The following is a 23,368-nucleotide window of genomic DNA, read 5'->3' as shown; positions in this document are numbered from 1 at the left end:
CCGTAGCTTTTAGAGTCGAACGGGAAAGACTTGATGGAAAAACACTTGGCTTCGCTTCTAATCGTGTTTATACCGAATTGGCCTTGTGCCACCCCCTTTCGCAAAATTATATCAGAAACAGGCTAACAGCAGCTGCCGTTAGTCTCTGCCCAACGCTTTGCGAATGGCTTTAATTCGGCCTTGGCATTCAGCAATTAATGCCTCCTCATCGACAAGAACCGCTTTTCCATTTTTAACTACTACTTTACCGTCTACCAGCACAGTATCTACATCATTCCCATTGGCGTTGTATACTAGAGCCGATACAGGCCTATGGACAGGTGCGATATGAGGTTTTTTCCAGTCCACAATAACTATGTCCGCTTTCATGCCTTTGGCAAGCTTGCCCAAATCTTCCCTGCCCATTGCCTTTGCCCCGCCTGCGGTGGCCATAGCCAGAACATCTTCAGGATAAAGCACAGTGGAGTTCAATGTCGAAACTTTATGCAGGCAGGCGGTAAACTTGAGAACCGCCACCATATCCTGACTGTTGTTGCTGCCTGGTCCATCAGTCGCCAAAGCCACAATAATGTCATTTTCCAAATACTTTGGCACCGGAGCCACACCTGAAGCCAGATACATATTGGCAACCGGACAGTGCACGATCATGGCGCCGGAGTCTTTTACCATGTCGATTTCAGTATCATCCAGCCATACAGCATGCACCAGCTGCGTATCCGGCCCTAAAACCCCGAGTTCATGGAAAAATGCAACATTCCTCTTACCGTACTTTTCAACAGTACGTTCCACAACGGAGCGGGTCTCAGCTGTGTGAACCTGATATTTTAAACCATGCCCCCTTGCAAACTCAGCGCTTTCCACCAGCAGGTCCGGGCTGCAGCCCCATGGGTTCAACGGACCTACCGACAATGTCAGCCTGCCGTCTGCTTTCCCATGCCATTCCCTGTACAAACGCTCCAGTTCGCCTAAAATGACTTCTTTCTCTTCCCTTAAATCCGGATGGTATTCTATATTGGCAAAGCACCGGCAAAGGCTGCCCCTGATTCCGCTTTGCTGCATGGCGCTGAACACCCTGTCGGAAGTACCCTTGGTGGTATGAATATAATGCTGATCAATTACGCTGGTTGCACCGGTTTTCAAATTTTCCACGCAACCGATAAGTGCCGCCAAATAAAAGTCTTCCTCTTCCATTTTTAACGAAAAAGGCCAGATTTCTTCCCGCAGCCAATCCAACAGAGGTTTATCATCAGCTAAACCCCTGGTAAAAGTCTGGAACAGGTGGGTATGGGCATTGATGAGGCCGGGTATGACAATTTTACCAGCTGCATCAATGACCTCATCCGCTTCCCGGGAAAGCTCATCTTGCCGTTCAGGATCCTGTCCCACTTCCGCGATCCGGTCAGCGGAAATCCAAAGGTAACCGTTAGCGTAGACTGTGCTATCGTCATCCATGGTAAGGATCCAGCCATTTTTAATTAAAGTCGACATCTACTCACCTCTCTGTGCAACGACAGTGTGCACCTAGCTTTATTCCAGCAAGCGATAACTAATTATTCTTTGCTGTAGGGCACACCACTGGCGGCAGGTCCCTGGGACTTACCAACAAAGCCTGCCAAAGCTAAAATAGTCAATATATACGGCACCATGAGCAGGAATTGAAACGGAATCTCGGTCCCTGAAGCCTGCAAGCGGAACTGCAGGGCATCTCCTGCACCGAACAGCAGGGCTGCGCCCAAAGCGCCCAGTGGATTCCACTTGCCAAAGATAACCGCTGCCAAAGCTATGAAACCCCGGCCGGCTATCATATTTTCCGTAAAAAAGCTCAAAAGTCCCAGCGATACGTAGGAGCCAGCCAAACCTGATAATAAGCCGCTAACAAGGACACTGCCGTAACGTACTTTATATACGTCAATACCCACTGTGTCGCAAGCTTTGGGGTGTTCGCCCACTGCCCTTACTTTTAAACCGATATCAGTTTTAAACAAAATGAAATAGGCAACCGGGACAAGCAGCAAGGCAATATAAACTAAAGCGTTCTGTTGGAAGAACACCGGTCCGATTACAGGAATTTTGGATAATACAGGTACCGCTACCGGAGTGAAAGAATCGATTTTGGGCGGAGCGGTATTAACACCAAACATAACGCGGGCAAAGGAAGTCGTTATTCCCAGTCCCAAAATATTGATTGCCGCACCCACAACTACCTGGTCTGCCTTAACTGTAATTGTTAAATAAGCAAAGATAAGAGAAATCAAAGCGCCGCAAAGCATGCCGGCTAAAGCCCCATACCATGCGCTCCCCAAATAATAGGACCCGGCTACACCGGCTAACGCTCCGGTCAACATCATCCCCTCAGCGCCGATGTTTACCACACCGGATCTTTCTCCGTAAACCAAGCCCAGGGCAGCCAACAGAATCGGTGTCGCTGTGCGAATATCTGCTGCAAGGAAATTTGTAATTACATCTATCACTGGACGTTGCCTCCCTTCGCGGCGGCTGCTAAACTTCTACGTTTCTGCAGCATGGTAAAAATGCTACTGCCGACGACGAACATGATAACTAAAGCCTGAATAATATAGATTACTGCAATGGGGACCTTGGCAGCCATTTGCATCATATTGGCACCGCTGCGCAAAATGCCAAACAGTATTCCGGATAGAAGAATACCGATAGGAGTGTTCTGTCCAAGCAGCGCGACTGCAATGCCGTCAAAACCGTAACCCGGGGAAAATGCCTGAAACAACCTTTGCTGTATTCCCAAGATCTCGTTCATGCCAGCCATTCCGCCAAAGCCGCCCGCGATAAACATTGCTAAATATGCATTGCGCTCTGGATTTATTCCGGCATACCGGGCGGCATCAATGTTTTGCCCCACAACCCTGGTTTCATAACCAACTGTTGTTTTCCAGAGAAAGATATAAAATAATACAATAGCCAACAAAGCAACTATCAACCCTAAATGCAGCCTTGTCCCCGGAAGTATCCTGGGCAACTGTGCAGATAACTCCACTGCCGGCGTTTGCGGGAAATTCCCCGGCGGCTCTTTCATGGGTCCGGTAACCAGATAACTGACCCAGTGAATAGCTATATAGTTTAACATAATTGTGGTAATCAACTCACTGGCCCCGAATTTCACTTTCAGCCACGCAGCTAAAAGTCCCCATAAGCCTCCTCCAATAAAACCTGCCAGGATTGCCAATGGCAAATGAATAAACAAGGGCAGTCCTTTTATATAGATACCCACTACAGTTGCCAAAAAACCACCCATATATAGCTGTCCTTCTGCACCGAGGTTAATTAAACCGCACCGTTTTGCCAGCGCGAAACTTAAGCCTGTAAAAATAAGCGGCGTAGTTTTAACCAAAGTCTCACCGATCGCATTAGTGCTGCCCAATGAGCCTTTTAAAAGGCTTTGGTATGCTTTGATAGGGTCCAGCTTCATCAGAATGATAATTATCGCACCTAATACCAACGCCGAAATTATAGCCAGCAATGGCAGTGTTAAGCTTTTCATACCTTTGATTATTATGTTTTCACCGTTTGTTACATCTTTAGTTGCCATGTTCTCCCTCCCGCGTTTGGTAATTGGCAAAGTCTTAATTCATCACTGCCCAAGATAAACCAAGCGTGGCACCGGCCTTGAACAATCAGCATAGCGCGGCCCTCACCCCTTTCAATGCTACTACACCCAAGACTTGTTCGTTTAAACCGGCAACTTGGCCAACCCGGACCTCTCTTAAAACCAACTAATTTTAAAAACACAACTTGAATAAAATCAGTGGTTTGCAGACCTTAGTTTTAGGTTAGTTTTAATTTTGTTAAATTTAACTTTTTCAGTATTTCTAAAGCATATATTCTACAACTAGCAACCAAATTCCTCTATAATCAAACGTTTTCAACATAGTTAAACAAAAATTTTTATTTCACTCTTCTAAAACATCTTTGTGTTGACAAAGCATGGCAATGTGAAATTATCCAGAGGAAAACTCTTCTGAATTTAGACCACCATATTAATCATTAAGCTGTTTACCCTACCTGATCTGTATTTTCTGCTATAGCTTTTAGTCCGGCCGCATAAGTTACGGCCACTTCTGCCAGTTTTTTAGCAAGCTTCGTAACTGTCTCCATGCCAATCAAATCCTCGGCAGCACCTTCAGCCTTTTTATCTTTGGACCAAACTTTGCCACCGGCATATCCGCCAGTCTCATTGCTTACAACATTAATGCCCCTGGCCATCAGCAGGTTAATAATGGTATTAATGGTCATCTCCTGTCCGCCGTTTCGGGTACCCCCTACGGCAATAGCCGCTCCGAATTTATTGCGCAGCCTGCCGGGAAACACATGGAAACATGCTCTCATCCGGCTAAAGAATGCCTGCAACTGTGGTGTTGTGGTATATACATAAACAGGCGAAGCTATAATAAATGCATCCGCTTCTATAAACTTGGTAATCAGATCAAGCATGTCATCTTTAATAACACACCATGTCTTCTCACGCCGGCAATAATCACAATGGTTGCACGGAGCAATTTTTTTGCCGCGAAGGGTAATCATCTCCGTTTCCACGCCCGGTATTTCAGCAGCAGCTTTAAGCGCTTCCCCCACCACATATTCGGTAGCGCCTTTCCTTGGACTGCCGCTGATGCCTAAGATTTTAACCATCACTACTCCTCCTCAAGATGCGCTTGCTGGTCAGGATACTTTCAGTATCTTTTGGTATATTATAACTTTGAAACAAAAAGCCATCCATGGTATTTAATTGCCACCTGATAATTTACTATAAAAAAAGCCTAACCTAAGGTTAGGCTTTTTTATTCTCAAGAAATTGATTAGCATCCAATTTATCTTCTCGAAGCTACGTTACCCATAGTTAAAGCCATTAAAGCTTTAATGGTATGCATCCTGTTTTCAGCTTGATCGTAGAGGACTGACTGCGGTCCATCCATAACCTCGCTTGTTACTTCTACGTCACGGTCGGCAGGCATGCAGTGCATGTAGATTGCGTGCTCTTTCGCAAGCTTCATCCGTCTGCTGTCAACGATCCAGCCCGGGTTCTCATCAATAAGTTTCAAGCCGGCAGCCTCGTCATTGCCCACGTGCATAATCGGACCCCAACCTTTAGCATAGATGATATCGGCATCTTTGCACGCCTCATCCATATCATGCACAATTTCAAATTTAGAACCGGCCTTTCTGGCGTTTTCTTTGGCCATTTCAATAACTTCCGGCATCAAATCGAATTTCTCAGGATGAGCCAAAGTTACATCCATCCCAAAACGAGGCATCAAAGCAACAAGAGATTGGGCCATTGATAAGGGACGTACATAGTTGGGAGCAGAGGTCCAGGAAATAACAAACTTTAGACCTCTCAAGTTCGTGCCAAATTTCTCCCTGATAGTAAACAAGTCGGCAATAGATTGGGTTGGATGCCAGATATCGCACTGCATGTTGTAAACGGGTATTTTAGAGTATTTAGCCACTTCAGCCATCCATTTATGTCCGCCTACCAAGGTGTTACGGATCCCGATACCATGGCCCATGCGGCTCAGCACTTCAATGGTATCTTTTGCTGTTTCGCCGTGATCAATCTGGGTAGCTTTCGGAGTTAGGTAGTTGGCATGACCGCCGAGCTGTGTAATTCCACACTCGAAAGCGTTTCTGGTACGGGTTGATTCTTCGAAGAAAAGCATGAACAAAGATTTATTTTTACATAGTTCATGAGGAACATCCATGGCATACTTCATTTTGAGATCTTCAGCCACTCTAAATAAAGTTTCCAGTTCCTCATTTGTCCAGTCTTGTTCGCATAATAGGTGCTTACCCTTGAAATGTGTTTGCATCTTTTTTCCTCCTTTTATTTTTATAAATTCTGCAATGTTATGTAAACTAAAGCCTGCACTAATCCTTCTTTTCAGGGAATTTAGCGCGGCCAAGTTTCCACATTATTCAATTATGGCAAATGGAAATAATGCATAAAACTTAATGGCATCAACTAACTCGCTAATAGGCACTTTATCTTCGGTTGAGTGGCATAAGGATTCATCGCCGGGCCCAAATCCCAGGCTGGGAATACCTGTTCTGCCACATAAGTGAGTTGCATTGGTGCAAAAATCCCACTTGCCTACAACCGGTTCTTTGCCAAAGAGTGTACTAAAAGCCTTTCTACCTGCAACTACAATCTTGTGATCTTCCGGCATGACCCAAGAAGGGAAGTAATCAACACAAGTAATCTCATAGCCGGTGTACGAAGTAACTTTCTCCGTATCGATTTCAGCTTTCGCTCCTGAGACTTTATCAACAAACGGCTTCACTTCGTTAAGCAGGTCCTCAATTGATTCCCCGCATGAAATTCGGCGGTCGCAGATGATTGTAACTTCTCCTGGAATTGTATTTAAAGACGGTGTCTTACAATCAACTTTGGTAACTTCTATGGTCCCTTTGCCCAAAAAAGGATCTTCAATAAAATCATTATATTTGTCGATACCTTCTATAATCGGCAAAGCTTTAATCAAAGCATTTTCGCCTCTCCAGGCGGCACTGGCATGGGCGGCCTTGCCAGGAACTGTAATCTTCAATAAGGCCCTGCCTTTATGACCTCTTACCAACCTCATGCTGCTCGGTTCAGCGACTAGAATAAAATCAGGCTTAATATCCTTATTTTCTTCCATCATCGCTTGTACGCAGGATCCTTCAACATCTTCTTCAGATATCGAACCTGATACCCATAAGGTAAAATCACTTTCTAAACCAAGCTCTTTGATGGCTTTACCAGCGTATGTTATACCTGCCAAGCAGCCCTTATCATCCACCGCACCACGGCCATGAATAACGCCCTCCTTAACTTGGGCTTCCAGCGGGTTAAATCCCCAGTCTTTAGCCTCTCCCGGTTCTACAGTATCAATATGGGCATCATACAATAGAACCGTTTTTCCGGAGCCAATGCGTCCTATCACATTGCCGACGGGATCTATTCTCACCTCATCATAGCCGAATTCTTTCATTTTATCGGCTAAAAATTTGACTGCATTTCCTTCGTTATAGGTAACACTTTCAATGGCAATAAACTCCTTTAAGAACTGTACAATATTATCTTGTTCCTTTTCCACGTATTCATTTATTTTTTGAGCTAAGTCTTTCAGGTTAGCAGCCATTGCGCGCATCCTTTCTACAATATTTTTCACCTAGATTTTCATAGTATGCAATCGATAATGGAATCCAGTAAACGATAACTCTTTTTAAATAATATTAAATTATAGACCAGTATTTAAATCATATCCAAGTAGTATATTCACCACATTTTGCGAAAATCCTTTTTCTATTTCTAAACTTTTTTAGATTTTTACAATTATATAGAATAAAATAACCAAATTAATGGCAACTCTGCCCTACAATATAAAAAGCGCCAACACCAACCGGCATTAGCGCTTTGACGCAAATTTTTCCCGTACCCTGGTTCCCGGCACCTGGGCCGTGGTAATGAAATTATCTTTTAGTTATATTCTTATCTGCTTAGCTTAGCTAAGTATATTCGACTTTCTTTTACAAAATCCTGCTCCTAGGCAGCACCTTAACAAAATCTTAACACGGGTTTTTAATTAATATAAATCTTTGTAAAGAGGCGCTTTAGCACACAATTCTTTCACCCTGGCCCTGAGTTCTTCAATGCTGCTTTCGAATGCCGGCGACAATGCTTTATCTATGATTTCGGCTACGGCAAGCATATCCTCTTCTTTAAAGCCCCTTGTTGTAGCAGCAGGTGTACCAATGCGGATGCCACTGGTTACAAATGGGCTTTCAGGGTCAAAAGGAATAGCATTTTTGTTTACTGTGATGCCAATTTCATCCAAACGGTGCTCTGCTTCTTTACCTGTAAGCTGACGACTGCGTACATCTACCAACATCAAGTGGTTGTCAGTGCCGCCGGAGACAAGGTTAAACCCTTTGTCCATCAGGGCTTTTGCTAAGGTAGCAGCATTTTTTACCACCTGCTCTTGATAGGCCTTAAAAGCGGGACTTAAAGCTTCTTTAAAGGCTACGGCTTTGGCCGCAATAACATGCATCAGCGGTCCGCCTTGCAAGCCCGGGAATACAGCTTTGTCAATAGCTTTGGCATGCTCTTCTTTGCACAGAATGAGCCCGCCTCTTGGTCCCCTTAAAGTTTTATGGGTAGTAGAAGTTACAAAGTCCGCATATGGAACCGGGTTAGGATGAAGTCCAGTGGCTACAAGACCGGCGATGTGGGCCATATCCACCATAAATAGAGCCCCTACTTCATCGGCTATGTCCTTTAATCTCGCAAAATCAAATTTGCGCGGGTAAGCGCTGGCTCCGGCAACAAGCAATTTTGGCTTATGTTCCCTGGCCAACTCAGCTACTTTATCATAGTCTATAGTTTGGGTAACTTCATCTACGCCATACGGAACAAAGTTATAGTAAAGTCCCGAGATGTTTACCGGACTTCCATGAGTTAAGTGACCACCATGGGCTAAATTCATGCCTAATACTGTATCTCCTGGTTTTAATACCGCCAGGTATACGGCAGTGTTGGCATTAGCCCCCGAATGGGGCTGTACGTTAGCATGGTCAGCGCCAAAAAGTTTTTTTGCCCTTTCTCTGGCGAGGTTTTCAGCAATATCTACATACTCACAGCCGCCATAGTAGCGCTTACCAGGATAACCTTCGGCATACTTGTTTGTCAGTACTGAACCTTGGGCCTCCATCACAGCAGGGCTCACAAAGTTTTCGGAAGCAATCAGCTCAATCTTGTCATTTTGCCTGCCGCGTTCCAAATCAAGAACCTCGGCAATTTCCGGGTCAATTTCCCGTAAATGTTTCATCCTCCATCCTCCTAGCATTAACAAGTTAAAATAAATTAAAAGCAGTTAACAGTTGCGTCAACGTTAAAAGGGGTCACAAGCAGGCAACTGCAACTAACCAACCCAGGATAGATTTAAAATTTCGACCAAAACTGCATTCAAGCTATAATCTGGAAAAAATTAAACACTTCTTAAATTATGTCCCATGTATTTAATTATATTCAACGCTGAACAGGGAATTCCTTTTTTACACTTTAAAAAATTTAATTATATTTAATGCAGGCAGTATGAATGTTAGCAATCAGCAATCAGCTATCAGCCTTCAGCCAACAACCTTGTCATTTTATACCCTAAAACCGCTCTTACAGATACATATTTTACGTATTAGTACTCACGGTGGTGTGGTAAGCACCCTATTGTTTTGGCTGACAGCTGACGGCTGGTGGCTGACAGCTATCCCGGCCTCTGCGCACAGCTATAATTTCCGCCAAGATACTGACAGCAATTTCAGCAGGTGTTTCTGCCCCGATATTTAAACCAATCGGGCTTTTTACTTTATCTAGGTCCTCCGCAGGGAATCCTTCCTCCTTAAGTTTATTTAATAACAGCTTGACCCTTCTCCTGCTGCCAATCATCCCCAGGTACTTGGCGGAACTGCCCAATACCTCCCGCAGGCAGGCTTCATCGTATTGATGTCCTCTCGTAACAATAACTATGTATGTATTTGGATCAATGCCATACTGGCGGATAGCGCTTACAAAATCGGCGCAGATAACTTCATCCACCCCGGGATAACGGACCTGATTGGCAAAGTCAGGCCGGTCATCAATAACGGTAACATGAAAATCCAGCCATTTGCCCATTAGAGCCACCGGCTGGGCAACATGCCCTGCTCCTAAGATTAACAGCTTTTCTACAGGTAGAACCGGCTCCAGCAGCACGCGCCCCAAACCCGGAAAATCTTCGGAAGAAGCGCGACCCGCAGCAAAAACGGTTTTTAATTTATCTGCTGTTATGCCCGGTTGCTCTTCGCCTGCCAGCAGTTTCCCGTTCACGTCATAAAGGGCCTTGCGCGCACGCTGTTCTAAAGCTGTTACTAACACAGCAGGGCGGGAAGCTTCCAAACACTCTCGGGCTTTTTGAAAGATAAGTTTTTCTCCTACCGGTTCCAAAAAAACTTCCATTATCCCGCCACAAACCATACCTTCATCAGCAGCCAAATCGCTGTTTAAGTAGACCGAGTAACTTCTGGGCTGGTTAGTATCCAATACAATGAGCGCTTCCCTGCGGACCTCAGCCTCTCCACAACCGCCGCCAATCGTCCCAACTACCCTGCCTTCGGGGAAAACCAGCATTTTAGCGCCCTCGTGCCGAGGAACAGAACCTGTTACTTTTATGATGGTAGCCAATACCGCAGGGGTTTCCTCACTAACTAATTCAATTATGGCATCAAGCACTTTTTTATCCATATATTATTCTCTCCTCTTCAGCGACCAACGCAACCTTCGCTCAAAACTCATAACTCAAAACTCATAACTCAAAACTCAAAACTCAAAACTCAAAACTCATAACACTCCTTGTTGGCGAAGGAGATATAGCATAGCCTCCAAAACCGCTCCTCCAAGAGCTCTGGCCTTATCGGAAATAGTAAAGCAGTGAGACTTTTCGGCTCGGGGATCTACATCACCTATTTTCATTCCCTCGTGGACCTCCAGACCGTCACGCAGGATGCCACGTAAGTACCCCGTTAGTAAGGATGATACAGGCACCCCTTCCACATGTCCTACTACTTGGCCCGCCTGTACAAAATCACCAATTTGCGCCTGACTTTGAAACACACCGTCCCTGGGAGCGCGTAACACCCTTTCCCAGCTTTTACCTCCGATTTCGCCGGGAACACCTGTGTTAGGCAGGGCCTGTCCCCGGTAGATCACCCTTCCTAAATCGTGGCCCCGCTGGGTTTCAATAACGGCATGGGCATCTTCCGGGGCGGAAAATCCAGGGCCTAGAGCTATGACAACCGGCGCCAACCGTGGGTTAGTACCAAGGTTTTTTTTCGCAATGATCGCATCTATCACCACTTCCGGTTTAGCCTGTCCAATAATTTTAGCCTCAGGGTCAACCAAAACCGGAACTTTGGCCTGTGCCAGCACTTCTTGCCAATTATCTTCTGTCGCTACTCTTGCACTTATCCCTTCAACATTATTCTCACCGGTATAGATGGCTTCAGCAAAGGATACAGTGCGGCGAATTACCGTAGGCTGTGCCAATTCGGTCATTAAGACCCGAAATCCAGCCCTGAACAAGCGGTGCGCCACACCCGTGGCCAAATCGCCGGCCCCCTTGATTAGTACTAATATTTGGTTCAAACCATTACACCTCCAAAGCGTCGCACAGCAATGCATGCGCTATGCACGTTAGCCGCCACATTTTCAAAATAGACACCATTGCTTATCGTCAGCACCAGCAGTACAGTGAAAATTAGGTCAACGTTTATGTCCGTGGAAGCTACCTTGGGAGCGACAGGACATAGACGTTATAGCTATTTTCAAGATAGCTCATGGCTGATGGCTTTGAGCTAACAGCCTTTTATAATCTTCCCAAGTATCAACATCCTGCAGGATGCCGGGATCATCTACGGGGAGTTTATAGACCTGGCTTTCGTATTTTTTTATTACTTCCCTGGCCCCCTGATCCCCTTGGATAGCTAAAAGCTCCGGAAATAATTCCCTGGAAATTAAAACAGGATTACCCCTCTTATTGTGATAATAAGGAATAACTATTTTACAATTATTATTTTTATATATTTTAAGCATACACCTAATGGTTTCCTTTTTCAATAACGGCAAATCCCCCAAGGCCAGTAAAACTGCTGAAACACCATCATTTAAAGCCTCTATACCTGCTTTCAGGGAGGTGGACATACCCTGTTCATATGCTTTGTTTTCTACCCAGCGAACAGCTTTATCTTTTAAGGCAGCCCTGATTTCAGCAGCACAATGTCCGACCACTACTATAACTTCATCAACCTTTGCTCCGGTGTATAAATCTATAGTACTGCCCAGCAATGTGCTTTCACCCCAGGGTAGAAGCTGCTTGGTCCTGCCCATGCGGGAAGCTTTGCCTGCAGCAAGAATTACAACTGCAATTTTCACCGGGTCAGCACCTCCCGGACTTTAAATTTTTGCTGCATAGCTGCTATGATTACTTTCGGGCATCCTGCTGCTAAAAGCGCAGCAGCCAATTCCCTTGCTTGCCGCAGCTCCCTGAAAGTGTCTACTTTATTAATTACGGCCAGGTACTCTGCGTGGGGAGGCAGATTTTTTTTATACCCATGGCGATGCATCATTACCTCGGCAATAGCCTGTACGGTTAAATCAGCACCCAGGGGCAGACCTGTTAAACTGCTGACTCGGTGTGCCCGATGGATATTATCCTCAGTTAATGACAAGCCGATTGCATCCACACCCACTAACCCAATTAACAGATTAGTGCGGTCAGGAACAACCGGCTCATTATTACCGGGAGCTTTAAAGGGTTTTCTGGCAGCACCGTCCCCCTCAATCAGAAAAATGCAGTCTGGGGAGTAATCACTCAAGACGCTTACCCACTCAGGCGCAATCCCCAGCAGTTTCCCTTCAGCACTCATCCCACGGCCAACAACAACAGCGCCCGCTTGATGGAGGCCAGCTGCCAAACCGGAGCTCAGCTTTTCCAGTGAATTGTGCAAAATCAGCTTAAAGCCGGCGACCTCATCGCCAGCCATTTTAGTTGTGGTTGTAATAATTGTTTTAATACCCTTTTCTTGTACTTCATGGGCCATCGCCAGCAGCGTGGAGGTCTTCCCCCCTGCCCCAACCAGCGTTATCACCCTATATTTATCTAAATCCAAAACTTCTGAAATATTCATGAATTACTCCTCGTAAGCTTCAAAGAGCTGCCTTTCCAAAAGTCTTGCCGTAGGTGTATTGGCTAATCCCCCGCAAGCTGTTTCCTTTAAAGTTGCCGGCATGGATTTTCCGATCTCCTTCATAGCGCCAATTACCTCATCTATAGGTATCCGGCTCTCAATGCCGGATAACGCCAAATCGGCGGCAACCATAGCGTTGGCAGCTGCCATGGCATTGCGCTTGATGCACGGGACTTCTACCAAACCAGCAACCGGATCGCATACAAGACCTAAAACATTTTTTAAAGCAATAGCTCCGGCATGGGCAGCCTGAACCGGAGTTCCGCCGGCCAATTCCACCGCGGCCGCAGCCGCCATACAGGATGCCGAACCACATTCTGCCTGGCAGCCACCCTCTGCTCCCGAAATTGAGGCATTGTAAGCGATAATCATGCCAAATCCCGCAGCAGTAAAAAGCGCTTTCACTATGTCAGAACGGGAATTGCCTCTTAAATTGGCAACAGTATAAACAACGGCCGGCACTACACCGCAAGAACCTGCTGTAGGGGCAGCCACGATTCTGCCCATGGCAGCATTCACTTCCGCCACAGCCAAAGCCCTGGCTACCGTCTCCATAACAGGACCACCGCTAAGGGGACTGGAACCACTTAAATGCGCCTGATACAGTTTTTTGGCGTCACCACCGGTCAACCCGCTGACGGAGCGCACCTCTTCATTTAGTCCCCGCTCCATAGCTTCAACCATAACTGACCAGTTTTTATCCATCTGTTTCAGCAGTTCATCTAAGGTCAGTTCCGTGTTTTCTACTTGATTCTCCAGTACAATGGTTGAAATGGGACACTTTCTTTGTTCAGCTGTTTTCACTAGTTCCGCCACGGTTTTATAGAACATCGCTTCCAGTCCTCCTTTCGCTAGATAGGTTTAATCTTCAACAAACTCTGTATACCTTCCAACCCTCGTATTTCCTCTGCTATTTCATCGGGCACCTGATTATCAATTTCTACCACCATCAGGGCTTGGGCGCCTTTATCAACCCTGGATACTTTCATTTGGGCAATGTTTACCCTGCCTTTGGCCAAAAGTGCGGAAACTTTGGCAACCATGCCTGGGCGGTCAAGATAAGTAGCAATAATAGTGTAAAAATCGCCCCGCAAATCAACAGTAAATTCGTCAATTTGAGTTACCACAATGTTACCGCCGCCAATGGAGGAGCCCAAAACCTCCCTTTTTCTGCCCTGTTTGCGCATAACCAGCTTGGCAGTATTAGGGTGGACAGCCCCCAAATCAGCAGGAATAAAACTAACAGTCAAACCCCGAACTTTTGCCAACTCAAGGGCTGAAGCAATTCCCGCATCGTCAGTATCTAAACCCAAAAGACCTGCTACAAGGGCCACGTCTGTACCGTGGCCCTTGTAAGTCTTTGCAAAAGATCCGTGCAGGAAAATATCAACTTGTTCCGGTATTTCCCCGAAAACTGCTTGAGCAAGCCTGCCTAAACGCACTGCCCCGGCAGTATGGGAACTGGACGGCCCAATCATGATGGGGCCAATAATATCAAAAACGTCCAACGTCATTCCCGGCCAACTCCTCCTGCAACTCTTCGCTAAAATTAGCCGTTGTTAGTTGTTAATTTGTTCTGCTCTTGACCTGAGCATATTTTACTCTAAACCTTTAAGCAATCCTGTTCTGTCGTTAAATTGCTTAATTAACTTGTCAAGTTCCGGGGCCATCTTATGCAGCTCACCCCAGTAATTGTCATAATCGTACCACTGGGCATTCAACTCATCAAGATCATACATCTGCTGTTCAATCCAAGTGTAGTATTTCAGGTTATGAATACGTTTCCTGTCTTGGTAAGTTAATTCTTGCATTGAATCGGTTCTGACCGCCTGAACGTGTTTAGCATGGTCAATAGCAGCATCAAATTTCTCATATTTGCCGCCTTTTGCCTCTCTCATTTCTTCCAATCTGGATTGATACATCTCGGCGGAATCTGTCAGCACAGTAATAACTACATCGTTCTTGGTCAATTCATAGTACTTGGCAAACTTAATGGCACACAAGATGTTGGCAGCGCCGGAAATACCTACCCACGGAAGCTTAGCAATTAATTCTTCAGAAACCCCTTGTTCTCTGAGGTATTCGTGGCCGGCAGGCTCGTTGAACAGGCGGAATAAGCCTAAACTGTCGTTATCATCAATGGCAATAACCATATCTGTATTCTTTACGTTATGAATCCAGGGTACGTGCTTATCGCCAATACCTTCAATCCTGTGATCGCCAAAACCGTTATTTAAGAGTGTGGGGCACTGTAATGCCTCGCCCACGGCAATCTTGCTGTTCGGATAGACATCCTTCAGGTAGTCTCCACTGCCCAGGGTACCGGCAGAGCCCGAAGTTAAGCACACGCCTGCCAGTCTGTCATTGGGACCCATTTCTGCCTTAAGAACATCTTCCATAGCATGGCCTGTAACTTCGTAGTGCCAGAGGTGGTTGCCCAATTCACCAAATTGGTTGAAAATCATAACGTTATCTCTGGTTCTTCTCAATTCCCAAGTCTTATCGTAGATCTCTTTGACGTTACTTTCACATCCCGGAGTAGCAATGACTTCTCCTGCAACTTTCTTCAGCCACTCGAAGCGCTCTTTGCTCATGTTTTCAGGTAGGATAGCGATTGACTGGCAAGCTAATAACGAGGAGTTATATGCTCCGCCACGGCAGTAGTTACCGGTTGAAGGCCATACAGCCTGGTGGAAAGTAGGATCGAATTGTCCGGTAACAAGCCGCGGGACTAAACATGCAAAACTTGCACCAACTTTATGGGCGCCAATAGGGAACCATTTGCCGGAAAGTGCAAAGATTCTCGCATTAACACCGGATATTTCGGGAGGTATTTCGATATAGTTAGGAAGAGAGTTGTAAAGCCCACCTTCTTTAACGGGTTCGTTTTTCCAGGTAATTCTAAATAAGTTTAAAGGATTGATATCCCATAGCCCAATGCTTTTTAATTGTTCTTTGATCTTAGCAGGGATCTTTTCGGGATTCTTCATTTGCTCAATTGTGGGAATAATGATGTTTCTTTCCCTAGCACGCTGTACAGTTTTTTCTAGAGTTTCTTCATGGATAGTCAAGTCTATTAACTTCCATTTTGCCATGTTTCTTACCCCTTTCATTATTTTGTTGGCACATAATGTTTTAGTTTATTTTTAGCTCCCAGGCATAAACCATAGGGCGCTTAAAAACCAATAAAACTGTTCCCTGACACTAAAATTGAGGCGGTGTTATCGCTGACAAAAACACTAACTGGCCATCACCACAGTTTCTTAAAGAATGCGGTATTGAAGCAAAATAGTAAATACTATCCCCTTCCTCCAAGTAATAAGTTTCCTCACCTACCTTGATTTCCATTTTACCTTCTAATACCAAGATGCACTCCTCTCCAGGGTGGGAGGAAGCCTCGTCACCACTGGATGCCCCGGGGTCCAGCCTAGCGATAAGCACTTCCATTTGCCTGTTCAAATCAGGCGACAACAGTTCATAAGTAAGGTGGGACTGCGGAAAACGCAAAACCTTCCTTTGACTTTTTCTAACCACCGGGCTGTGGTCTTCGTCATCCAGCAGGAAATAAAAAATAGGCACATCCAATGCTTCCGCAATCTTGCGCAGGGATGTTATAGAAGGTTCAGCCAGTTCCCGTTCAACCTGACTGAGAAAACTTGCTGTTAGTTCTATTTTTTCAGCGAGTTCTTTTAAACTCATATTTTTTTCTATGCGTTTCCTACGGATTTTTTCACCTAGCATGATTTTCCCCCTTCAGTCCCCTTTACTTTTTGCAGCATGTTTTAAATCCTACCATAATTCTAACTTAAAATTTAAAATATAGCTACATAAATAGCATACTTTTTTAACTAAAATTTAATTCTTAATTCTACCAGATTTTAAAAAAATCCTTCTTTGCAACAGAAATTCTTCACATCAGCTGCTATTGGCTTTCAGCTTTCAGCTTTCAGCCATCAGCTAGCAGCTAGCAATAATTTAATTTTAAAGCACCAGCAATGGCTGGTGCTAAATCTTTAAATAATAAAATAGTATTAAATAGCTTTCGTGAGGGGAATCTTTATTTGGCTGACGGCTGATAGCTGATGGCTGCCATACTGCCTATTTGCTCAGTTGCTCCCTCAACAGCTTATTGACCAGGGCTGGGTTAGCTTTGCCTTTGGTTTCTTTCATCACCTGTCCCACCAGGTAACCGATAGCTTGTTCCTTGCCGTTTTTAAAATCCTCCACTGATTTGGGGTTATTGGCAATGACCTGCTCGACTACTGCGGCGATGGCACCTTCATCACTGATTTGCACCAAGCCCTTAGCTTTTACAATGGCTTCAGCCGACTCACCCGAGTTAAACATTTCTTCAAAAACCTGTTTGGCTATTTTACCGCTGATAGTCCCCTTGTCCAGCAGGTTTAATAATTCAGCCAAACCCTGTGGCTTAATCGGCGATTCCGCTATGCTTTTATTGCTGGCATTGAGCAACCTCAACAGTTCTCCCATCAACCAGTTGGAAACCACTTTAGGATCTTTGTAATGCTGCATCACCGCATCAAAAAATTCAGCTAACGCCTTGGAGCCGGTTAGAACTTCAGCGTCATATGCAGGAAGTCCGAAATCTTCCATCAGGCGCTTTTTCCTGGCCTGAGGCAGCTCTGGTAAGCTCTTTCTGATGCTTTCCACCCACTCTTCGTCAATAACAATGGGCACCAGGTCAGGCTCAGGAAAATAGCGGTAATCATGAGCTTCTTCTTTGCTGCGCATGGAAACAGTTACCCCTTTTGCCTCATCCCAGGAGCGCGTTTCCTGGATAACCTTACCTCCCTCTTCCAGTACCTGAATTTGCCGCTCAATCTCATATTCCAATGCCCTCTGCAGCGCTTTAAAAGAGTTCATGTTCTTGATTTCGGTTTTGGTACCAAATTCCGAGGTGCCTTTAGGTCTTACGGAAACGTTAGCGTCGCAGCGCAGCGAACCTTCTTCCATTTTACAGTCCGAAACCTCGGTATATTCCAGGATGGATTTCAACAGCTCCATATAAGCCCTTGCTTCTTGCGGGGATCTCAAATCCGGTTCCGATACGATCTCGATTAAAGGTACACCGGCCCTGTTATAGTCTACCAGCGAACCGGAAGAAGTAGTAATAGTTTCACCGGAGTGGACCAGTTTACCTGCATCTTCCTCCATGTGCACCCTGGTAATGCCAATGCGCTTAACTTGTCCGTCCACTTCGATGTCCAGGTAACCATTTTGCGCAATAGGCAGATCATATTGGGAAGTCTGAAAGTTCTTGGGTAAATCGGGATAATAATAATTTTTCCGGTCAAACTTGCTAAATGAGGCAATTTTACAGTTTAAAGCCAGGCCTGCCTTCATGGCATATTCAACTACCTTTTTGTTTAAAACAGGCAAAACTCCTGGCAACCCGAGGCAAACCGGGCAGACATGAGTATTGGGTTCACCGCCGAATTCCGTAGTGCAGGAGCAAAATATTTTAGAATTGGTTTTTAACTCTGCATGTACTTCCAACCCAATTACTGCTTCATATTCCCTGCTCATTACTTCACCCCCACTTGCGGTCTTTGCCGGTGATAATCTGTTACACTTTCGAAAGCATAGGCCGCCCTGAATAAAGTGGTTTCCCCGAACGGTTTGGCAATTAGTTGTAATCCTACCGGCAAACCCCGGCTAAAACCGCATGGAATGGAAATAGCTGGCACCCCGGCTAGATTAATGGTCACAGTGCAAATGTCGTTCTGATACATGGCCAAAGGATCATCTGTTTTTTCCCCGAACTTGAATGCGACTGAAGTGGTGGTAGGCGTTAATAATACATCATATTTAGTAAAAGCCCTATCAAAATCTTGTTTGATCAAGGTTCTGACCTTCAGCGCTTTAAGGTAATAAGCATCATAATATCCGGAACTTAAAGCATAGGTGCCCAGCATAATCCTCCTTTTAACTTCCGGACCGAACCCTTCATCCCGGGTTTTCATGAACATGCTGACAATATCTTCGGCATCCTTGTCCCGGTAACCATAACGAACGCCGTCATACCTGGCCAGATTTGAACTGCACTCGGCAGGGGCAATAACATAATAAGCCGGCAAGGCATATTCGGTGTGAGGCATGGAGGTTTCTTCAATAATCGCCCCCAACTCCTCGTATTTCTTAATGGCTTGTTTAACCAGTTGTTCCACTTCCGGGTCCAAACCGGCAGCAAAATACTCTTTTGGCACCCCTATTTTTAGGCCCTTTACATCGGGTATTAAAGCTTCCTGGTAGTTTGGCACTGGTAAATCTGCGGAAGTTGAATCCATGGGGTCATGCCCGGCTATTGCCTGCAGCACCAGAGCACAATCGGTGACATCCCTGGTAAATGGGCCGATTTGGTCCAAGGAAGACGCAAAAGCGACCAAACCATAGCGCGAAACCAAACCATATGTAGGCTTTAAGCCCACCACACCACATAAGGAAGCAGGTTGGCGAATAGAGCCTCCTGTATCTGAACCAAGAGAATAAACGGCTTCGCCTGCTGCTACCGCCGCTGAGGGCCCGCCGCTGGAACCGCCCGGCACCCGCTCTAAATCCCATGGGTTACAAGTGGGGAAGAAACGGGAATTTTCGGTTGATGAACCCATAGCAAATTCATCCATGTTTAACTTGCCAAGCGTTACCGCTCCGGCAGCATCTAGTCTTTCCACTACTGTTGCATCGTAAGGCGGTATGTAATTTTCCAGCATTTTCGAAGAACAGGTGGTCCTCACTCCCTGGGTACAAAGATTATCCTTAAGGGCCATCGGGATACCTGCCAGCGGGTGGGTTTGTTCACCCCTGGCCAGCATTGCATCAATCTGCCGCGCTTTCTTAAGCGCCCGCTCTTTGGTAAAAGTCACGTAGGACTTGATGTGGTTTTCCACCGCTTCAATTCTGCTGTAAAAAACATTAGTAAGCTCAACCGAGCTGATTTCTTTTTTTATTAACTTTTCCCGTAATTCATGGGCTGTCAATTCATACAGTTCCAAAACCGTTACCCCCTAGACCAGCCGTTAGCTGTCAGCCACTAGCCAATGGCTTTAGGCTGTATTTTTTAAGTAATCTTAGTGCGAAGCACCCCCATCCCAGCAGTGCACTCTTGACTTGTGACCAAGGACTGGCGACGGAGGACAAGAATTTATACTATTCTTGGAACGCGGAACTGGCCGTCTTTTTGATCCGGCGCATTTTGCAGTACTGCCTCCCGGTCCAAATTATTTGAAGCCACGTCTTCCCTGAACACATTGTGGATATTCAAAACATGGGCTGTTGGCTGGACCCCGGTTGTATCCAATGCATTGAGTTTGTCCATAAATTCGAGGATTGCATTTAGTTCTTTGGTATAATTCTCTTTTTCAGCTTCGGTAAGTTCCAGGCGGGCCAGCAAGGCCACATGCTCAACATCTTTCTTGGTTATATTCAATTCCTTCACCTTCCTGAGGATAAGTTCATTAAGGCATGGTATCTACTTTACTATTTTTTGACAAAAAACATCTTTACCAATTATAACAAAACAAATCAACCTCTGCAACTTCAACGATTTTTTCGTTTTTATCTTAAAATTCTCTCTAAATTGCAATATTAAATGCAACACCTCTAGTGAGAATCATCATGATTTTAGGTTTTAAAGAATAATATCCATCTTTAAGCCCTTCTTGGCTACTTTATTGAGCGAATGCAGAGGGTTGTCAAGGGTTGCCGCTAGGCAAGACGAAGTCTTTACCCTTGACTACCATCAAATGAGCTCTATAATCCCCCAAGAAGGAGGGCTTAAGCTATTTTGGATAGCTCCTCACGGAAACATTCTTCTGGCGTTTTATAACCTAATATTTTACGTGGAAGCTTATTTAGCCAGTGCTGTATGCGCTCTATCGTTGCTGCTGAAAATTCCTTAATGGCTTTTCCTTTAGGTACAAAACGGCGTAGAAGCCCATTATGACGTTCATTGGTTCCTCGTTCCCAGGAGGAATAAGGATGAGAAAAGTAAACTTCAATTCCTAATGGTTTCATGGTTTCGGATAGCTCACTAAATTCGGAACCGTTGTCTGCTGTAATAGTACGAAATACGTTGGAAATTTGCTCACCGTAGTAATTCTTAAGCTCTAAAAGTGCATTATTAACAGCATTACTGTCTTTTGTATCCAAGAGAAATAACAGCTCGTGGCGGGTTTTTCGTTCAGTTAGGGTTAAAATAACTGAATCATTTGCTCGTTTACCTACTACAGTATCAATTTCCCAATGACCAAAAGTTTGGCGTTGTTGTACTTCTTCTGGTCTTTGGTCAATACTTATTCCCATGATGCGTTTGTTCTGACGAACCCTTTTACTTTTAGGCTTTAATCTAAGTTTAAGGCTTAAATCAATATTTCGGACTGTTAGCAACCCTTGGTCTATGTAACTATACAAAGTTTTGGTGCAGACAATGGTAGCATCTTGCCATTTAGGATCTCGTTTGCAAGAACCGGCAACTGCATCTGGCGACCATTTTTCGTGCAGTATCTTATCTTCTGCAAATTTCAGAAAATCTTCAACCTGAGCCAGCTTGCACTTTGCCCCACAGTTCATACGGTTTTTCTTATATATTGCCTGTCCAGTTTCGGGAAAATATTCTTCATAAGTTGATAAATCCGAACGCCTTTGAATTGTGGTTCCTCTTTTAATTTCGCGACTAATTGTACTTGGTGAGCGACCTAACTTGTTAGCAATATAACGTTGAGTTTTACCTTCTTTTAAGAGAGCGGCAATCTGACCTCGTTCAAAAACACTTAGGTGTTTAAAAGAACGTACAGTTGTGGTAGACTTGGATTGAACAGCCATAGTAGAGACCTCCTGTATGTTTGGAGTAGACACCTAAATCATACATGATTTCTCACTATGGTTGTTTATTTTTTTACTGTATTTTACCTGTTGCATTTAATTTTACAATGAACCATCTTAAAATTCTCTTAAAATTCTCTAGTAAATAAAGGAATTCTTGGAAATTCGTCGAATAATGCTTTAGCAGCATTGGAAGGACGAGAGGGAGAGATAATTTTGCTTAAAATGCCATGGATTACTTTCTTATTTCAGGGGTTACCTGAAACTATAGCTTCCACAGCTTTTTGCTTTGCAATCATTAAATTGCCTTTAATTTGGAATTTAATTTTAAGAATTGGTGTTATATACGGCATTTCTGCGTTTTCAATTAGATTGTTACCTATCTCGTACGGTGTACATACTATTATTTTAATTTTTATTTTGGTAGTCCTTCTAGTTTCGTTTACAAAATGTAAATTAAGTTTAGCTTTTATGGCCGCTTTAACCAATATGATAACTGTTGCAGCCAGTGAATTTCTACTTGGTGCATTACTCAATTTCTTAAACATTTCTTTTCAAGAATTATATAAGAACCAATGGCTATGGACATTACTAGGCCTTCCTCAAGTTCTAATCTTACTTTCTTTAGCTTTTATTCTCAATTATTTCAATAAACAAAAAACAGTAAGGAAGGACAGCTGTGATTGAACGATTTTGCTTATATCTTGTTAAAAATACTAACTTAAATGAGGAACAGTTCGAAATCATTAAATTTGGTCTGGAATCAGTGCTTTCTACAGCTTTTAGCTTGCTTCTGACTTTTCTTATCAGTTGGCTGCTCGGAGTATTTAAAATAATGCTTGTTGTTCTTGCTTCATTTGCAATTGTTAAAGTTACTGCGGGTGGTGCCCATTGCAAAACTATGTTAAACTGTGCGTTGTTTAGTAGTATCACGTTTACTTCTCTTGCAAAATTAATCGATATTTTCAATGAATTCCTAGTAGCAAACCAAACTATCATTTTGATATTAACTTCAATAATTGCTTTTACTATTCATTATTTTTGGTCTCCAGCACAAACACCTGAAAAACCCATGTCAGAAAAGTACTGTAAAAAGTTAAGAATGCTTTCCTTTGTTACATTGTTTATAACCTTTATGGCTTTATATTTAATGCACTTTGCAAAAATCGCATTTGCTTTTCCTGTTGTCATTGCTTCATGTCTGGGAATAATTTGCCACAGTATCTCAATAACTCCTTTGGGCTTTATACTTATAGATAAAGTTGATTATGCCCTATCATGGGTTTTGAAAGGAGGGTTAAAATATGACCAAAATTAAATTAGCTTTCTTAACAGGTATTGTAAGCATTCTTACCTTGTTCGCCACAATAAGTGCTGCTTCAGCTTGTCAAGTTACTTGGTATCAACCTAAACTACCTAAAACATTGCAAAAATAATCTCATTAAGGGCGGTTTTTGCCGCCCTTTGCCAATTCAGAGGATGTACAGTTATGAGAGATTGGTATAAAAAAACTTCTAATAAAATTGAGGAGTACTTAATAATAACCCATATTACAACTTACTTAATATATTTAGCTGCAGTCTTCATGATTATCAATAGACTTAAAGTTATAGATCCCAATAACTTATATTTTGGAAGAGGTGCCTTTTTAATAAGTTTTGCTTTTTCACTCTTGCTTTATTTGGTTTTATATAAATACAAAGGTCAAATCCTGTCCTTAAAAAAGCCAACCTTGGCAAAT

General features: G+C 44.1%; 22 protein-coding genes. 3 read left to right on the top strand and 19 right to left on the bottom strand.

Annotated elements, in window-relative coordinates; translation table 11 throughout:
* Positions 1 to 138 precede the first annotated feature (138 nt).
* The 19 genes from EYS13_RS00435 to EYS13_RS00345 all read right to left on the bottom strand — a co-directional run bounded on the left by EYS13_RS00435 (position 139) and on the right by EYS13_RS00345 (position 21,627).
* Positions 139 to 1,488, bottom strand: a complete 1,350-nt coding sequence (locus EYS13_RS00435; protein ID WP_227764893.1) for an amidohydrolase family protein — start codon at positions 1,486 to 1,488, stop codon at positions 139 to 141.
* A gap of 62 nt (positions 1,489 to 1,550) precedes the next feature.
* On the bottom strand, positions 1,551 to 2,468 hold the full coding sequence (locus EYS13_RS00430; protein WP_423055309.1) for an ABC transporter permease: 918 nt from the start codon (positions 2,466 to 2,468) through the stop codon (positions 1,551 to 1,553).
* A complete protein-coding gene (locus EYS13_RS00425; protein WP_227764889.1) occupies positions 2,468 to 3,562 on the bottom strand; it encodes an ABC transporter permease in 1,095 nt (364 codons plus the stop codon). Before EYS13_RS00425 ends, EYS13_RS00430 begins: the two co-directional genes overlap by 1 nt.
* A 464-nt stretch (positions 3,563 to 4,026) precedes the next feature.
* Complete coding sequence (locus tag EYS13_RS00420) at positions 4,027 to 4,662, bottom strand: flavodoxin family protein (RefSeq protein ID WP_227764887.1); 636 nt, start codon at positions 4,660 to 4,662, stop codon at positions 4,027 to 4,029.
* A gap of 179 nt (positions 4,663 to 4,841) precedes the next feature.
* Positions 4,842 to 5,840, bottom strand: a complete 999-nt coding sequence (locus EYS13_RS00415) for an ornithine carbamoyltransferase (protein ID WP_227764884.1) — start codon at positions 5,838 to 5,840, stop codon at positions 4,842 to 4,844.
* 102 nt (positions 5,841 to 5,942) lie between these two features.
* Positions 5,943 to 7,151, bottom strand: coding sequence for a YgeY family selenium metabolism-linked hydrolase (locus EYS13_RS00410; protein WP_227764882.1), 1,209 nt, complete (start codon positions 7,149 to 7,151; stop codon positions 5,943 to 5,945).
* Positions 7,152 to 7,595: 444 nt separating this feature from the next.
* Positions 7,596 to 8,837, bottom strand: coding sequence for a serine hydroxymethyltransferase (locus EYS13_RS00405; RefSeq protein ID WP_227764880.1), 1,242 nt, complete (start codon positions 8,835 to 8,837; stop codon positions 7,596 to 7,598).
* A gap of 392 nt (positions 8,838 to 9,229) precedes the next feature.
* Complete coding sequence (locus EYS13_RS00400; protein ID WP_227764878.1) at positions 9,230 to 10,285, bottom strand: XdhC family protein; 1,056 nt, start codon at positions 10,283 to 10,285, stop codon at positions 9,230 to 9,232.
* A 96-nt stretch (positions 10,286 to 10,381) separates the two neighbouring features.
* Positions 10,382 to 11,185, bottom strand: coding sequence for a selenium-dependent molybdenum cofactor biosynthesis protein YqeB (gene yqeB / locus EYS13_RS00395; protein WP_227764876.1), 804 nt, complete (start codon positions 11,183 to 11,185; stop codon positions 10,382 to 10,384).
* Between the two features lie 189 nt (positions 11,186 to 11,374).
* Positions 11,375 to 11,971: a molybdenum cofactor cytidylyltransferase gene (gene mocA / locus EYS13_RS00390; protein ID WP_227764875.1), complete on the bottom strand. Its 597-nt coding sequence runs from the start codon at positions 11,969 to 11,971 to the stop codon at positions 11,375 to 11,377.
* Entirely contained in the window at positions 11,968 to 12,726 is a 759-nt protein-coding gene (gene yqeC, locus EYS13_RS00385) for a selenium cofactor biosynthesis protein YqeC (RefSeq protein ID WP_227764872.1), read from the bottom strand. The genes mocA and yqeC overlap by 4 nt, the downstream gene beginning before the upstream one ends.
* Positions 12,727 to 12,729: 3 nt before the next feature.
* Complete coding sequence (gene sdaAA / locus EYS13_RS00380; RefSeq protein ID WP_423055308.1) at positions 12,730 to 13,626, bottom strand: L-serine ammonia-lyase, iron-sulfur-dependent, subunit alpha; 897 nt, start codon at positions 13,624 to 13,626, stop codon at positions 12,730 to 12,732.
* Positions 13,627 to 13,637: 11 nt separating this feature from the next.
* Complete coding sequence (sdaAB, locus tag EYS13_RS00375; RefSeq protein WP_227764870.1) at positions 13,638 to 14,300, bottom strand: L-serine ammonia-lyase, iron-sulfur-dependent subunit beta; 663 nt, start codon at positions 14,298 to 14,300, stop codon at positions 13,638 to 13,640.
* An 84-nt stretch (positions 14,301 to 14,384) separates the two neighbouring features.
* A complete protein-coding gene (locus EYS13_RS00370; protein ID WP_227764868.1) occupies positions 14,385 to 15,881 on the bottom strand; it encodes a pyridoxal-phosphate dependent enzyme in 1,497 nt (498 codons plus the stop codon).
* A gap of 109 nt (positions 15,882 to 15,990) precedes the next feature.
* The gene (locus EYS13_RS00365; RefSeq protein ID WP_227764866.1) at positions 15,991 to 16,527 is read right to left on the bottom strand and encodes a helix-turn-helix domain-containing protein; all 537 of its coding nucleotides are present in this window, start codon (positions 16,525 to 16,527) and stop codon (positions 15,991 to 15,993) included.
* Positions 16,528 to 16,884: 357 nt separating this feature from the next.
* On the bottom strand, positions 16,885 to 18,333 hold the full coding sequence (gatB, locus tag EYS13_RS00360) for an Asp-tRNA(Asn)/Glu-tRNA(Gln) amidotransferase subunit GatB (protein WP_227764864.1): 1,449 nt from the start codon (positions 18,331 to 18,333) through the stop codon (positions 16,885 to 16,887).
* Positions 18,333 to 19,799 (bottom strand): Asp-tRNA(Asn)/Glu-tRNA(Gln) amidotransferase subunit GatA, encoded by a 1,467-nt coding sequence (gatA, locus tag EYS13_RS00355; RefSeq protein ID WP_227764862.1) that lies wholly within the window; start codon positions 19,797 to 19,799, stop codon positions 18,333 to 18,335. Before gatA ends, gatB begins: the two co-directional genes overlap by 1 nt.
* A 149-nt stretch (positions 19,800 to 19,948) precedes the next feature.
* On the bottom strand, positions 19,949 to 20,233 hold the full coding sequence (gatC, locus tag EYS13_RS00350) for an Asp-tRNA(Asn)/Glu-tRNA(Gln) amidotransferase subunit GatC (protein ID WP_227764860.1): 285 nt from the start codon (positions 20,231 to 20,233) through the stop codon (positions 19,949 to 19,951).
* 347 nt (positions 20,234 to 20,580) lie between these two features.
* On the bottom strand, positions 20,581 to 21,627 hold the full coding sequence (locus EYS13_RS00345) for an IS30 family transposase (protein WP_227764481.1): 1,047 nt from the start codon (positions 21,625 to 21,627) through the stop codon (positions 20,581 to 20,583).
* 216 nt (positions 21,628 to 21,843) lie between these two features.
* Between EYS13_RS00345 and EYS13_RS00340 the strand changes: the two genes are divergently transcribed.
* Genes EYS13_RS00340 through EYS13_RS00330 form a run of 3 tightly spaced genes read left to right on the top strand, consistent with a single transcriptional unit; the run spans position 21,844 to position 23,063 of the window.
* On the top strand, positions 21,844 to 22,314 hold the full coding sequence (locus tag EYS13_RS00340; RefSeq protein WP_227764858.1) for a hypothetical protein: 471 nt from the start codon (positions 21,844 to 21,846) through the stop codon (positions 22,312 to 22,314).
* Positions 22,307 to 22,945, top strand: coding sequence for an accessory gene regulator ArgB-like protein (locus EYS13_RS00335; RefSeq protein ID WP_227764856.1), 639 nt, complete (start codon positions 22,307 to 22,309; stop codon positions 22,943 to 22,945). Before EYS13_RS00340 ends, EYS13_RS00335 begins: the two co-directional genes overlap by 8 nt.
* The gene (locus EYS13_RS00330; RefSeq protein WP_227764854.1) at positions 22,932 to 23,063 is read left to right on the top strand and encodes a cyclic lactone autoinducer peptide; all 132 of its coding nucleotides are present in this window, start codon (positions 22,932 to 22,934) and stop codon (positions 23,061 to 23,063) included. The genes EYS13_RS00335 and EYS13_RS00330 overlap by 14 nt, the downstream gene beginning before the upstream one ends.
* Positions 23,064 to 23,368 lie beyond the last annotated feature (305 nt).

This window comes from Zhaonella formicivorans, from assembly GCF_004353525.1.
Classification (GTDB): Bacteria; Bacillota; DUOV01; order DUOV01; family Zhaonellaceae; genus Zhaonella; species Zhaonella formicivorans.
Note: the sequence above shows the minus strand (reverse complement) of the source record. Positions and strands in the feature narration are given on the sequence as shown.

Excerpts from the sequence above, each read along its gene's own strand:
- EYS13_RS00435 (WP_227764893.1), bottom strand. The coding sequence starts at position 1,488 with ATGTCGACTTTAATTAAAAATGGCTGGATCCTTACCATGGATGACGAT.
- EYS13_RS00425 (WP_227764889.1), bottom strand. The coding sequence starts at position 3,562 with ATGGCAACTAAAGATGTAACAAACGGTGAAAACATAATAATCAAAGGT.
- EYS13_RS00420 (WP_227764887.1), bottom strand. The coding sequence starts at position 4,662 with ATGGTTAAAATCTTAGGCATCAGCGGCAGTCCAAGGAAAGGCGCTACC.
- EYS13_RS00415 (WP_227764884.1), bottom strand. The coding sequence starts at position 5,840 with ATGCAAACACATTTCAAGGGTAAGCACCTATTATGCGAACAAGACTGG.
- EYS13_RS00410 (WP_227764882.1), bottom strand. The coding sequence starts at position 7,151 with ATGGCTGCTAACCTGAAAGACTTAGCTCAAAAAATAAATGAATACGTG.
- EYS13_RS00405 (WP_227764880.1), bottom strand. The coding sequence starts at position 8,837 with ATGAAACATTTACGGGAAATTGACCCGGAAATTGCCGAGGTTCTTGAT.
- EYS13_RS00400 (WP_227764878.1), bottom strand. The coding sequence starts at position 10,285 with ATGGATAAAAAAGTGCTTGATGCCATAATTGAATTAGTTAGTGAGGAA.
- yqeC (WP_227764872.1), bottom strand. The coding sequence starts at position 12,726 with ATGAATATTTCAGAAGTTTTGGATTTAGATAAATATAGGGTGATAACG.
- sdaAB (WP_227764870.1), bottom strand. The coding sequence starts at position 14,300 with ATGACGTTGGACGTTTTTGATATTATTGGCCCCATCATGATTGGGCCG.
- EYS13_RS00370 (WP_227764868.1), bottom strand. The coding sequence starts at position 15,881 with ATGGCAAAATGGAAGTTAATAGACTTGACTATCCATGAAGAAACTCTA.
- EYS13_RS00365 (WP_227764866.1), bottom strand. The coding sequence starts at position 16,527 with ATGCTAGGTGAAAAAATCCGTAGGAAACGCATAGAAAAAAATATGAGT.
- gatB (WP_227764864.1), bottom strand. The coding sequence starts at position 18,333 with ATGAGCAGGGAATATGAAGCAGTAATTGGGTTGGAAGTACATGCAGAG.
- EYS13_RS00345 (WP_227764481.1), bottom strand. The coding sequence starts at position 21,627 with ATGGCTGTTCAATCCAAGTCTACCACAACTGTACGTTCTTTTAAACAC.
- EYS13_RS00330 (WP_227764854.1), top strand. The coding sequence starts at position 22,932 with ATGACCAAAATTAAATTAGCTTTCTTAACAGGTATTGTAAGCATTCTT.